The organism is Microbacterium sp. ZW T6_19, from assembly GCF_044987465.1.
In the GTDB taxonomy this organism is placed as follows: domain Bacteria; phylum Actinomycetota; class Actinomycetes; order Actinomycetales; family Microbacteriaceae; genus Microbacterium; species Microbacterium natoriense_A.
Window position 1 is genome coordinate 1 of sequence record NZ_JBJDRH010000027.1, and the last position, 521, is coordinate 521.

The window sequence follows — 521 nt, forward strand, 5'->3', positions numbered from 1 at the left end:
GACCTGCCCGTGAGCGTGGTGCGCAGCATCCGTTCACGTCATCCTCGAAGACATGACCGAATCCGTCGTCGAGGTGTCCGACCTCACCAAGACCTATCGCGGGGGATTCGAGGCGCTCAAGGGCATCAGCTTCGAGATCCCTCGCGGTGAGACCTTCGCGCTGCTCGGCCCGAACGGGGCGGGCAAGAGCACCGCGATCGAGATCCTCGAGGGATACCGCAACCGCAGCGGCGGAACGGTGTCGGTGCTCGGCGTCGATCCCCACCACGCCACGCTGGAGTGGAAGTCGCGCCTGGGGATCGTGCTGCAGAACACCGGCGAGGCCCCGACCGCCTCGGTGAAGGAGCTGCTCACGCACTTCGCGGGGTTCTATCCGCGTGCCCGCCGTGTCGACGAGGTGATCGCCGCGGTCGGTCTGACCGAGAAGGCCAAGACGCCCGTCCGCAAGCTCTCGGGCGGCCAACGCCGACGCGTCGATGTCGCGCTCGGCATCATCGGACAGCCCGACCTGCTGTTCCTCG

1 protein-coding gene is annotated in these 521 nt (G+C 67.6%); it reads left to right on the forward strand.

All coding sequences use genetic code 11. The annotated features are described in order from the left end of the window. Nucleotides 1-52 precede the first annotated feature (52 nt). Nucleotides 53-521: ABC transporter ATP-binding protein (locus ACI3KT_RS18520; protein ID WP_404905877.1), on the forward strand; the 469-nt coding region annotated here is incomplete at its 3' end.